The 252-nt window shown below is 53.2% G+C and carries 1 pseudogene; it reads left to right on the forward strand.

Annotated features, from left to right (window positions below):
• A pseudogene (locus tag HBA93_RS22340) lies at window positions 1-252 on the forward strand (hypothetical protein); the annotation flags it as partial.

Consider the following 252-nt stretch of genomic DNA (forward strand, 5'->3'; position numbering starts at 1 on the left):
TTTTGGTTCTGATCGTATCTTACCCTCTGGCGCTTGTATTGCCTTCATGGGTTTCGTGGGAAAATGGTCCGGTTGAAAATGCGCAGGTTGTTGTTCTGCTTCTGGGCATGGTGCAGGCGCTGATTTTTCAGAAATACGGCTCGGCAGACTGGAAATGGCTGTGGCGCGGTGCTGCACTGATCTGGTTCATCTGCGCGATGCGTGAATTAAGCTGGGGTGCCGTTTTTATGGAGCCGCTCGGCATGTCCGAGG

It is taken from the genome of Ochrobactrum sp. SFR4 (genome assembly GCF_019730395.1).
Lineage (GTDB): Bacteria > Pseudomonadota > Alphaproteobacteria > Rhizobiales > Rhizobiaceae > Pseudochrobactrum.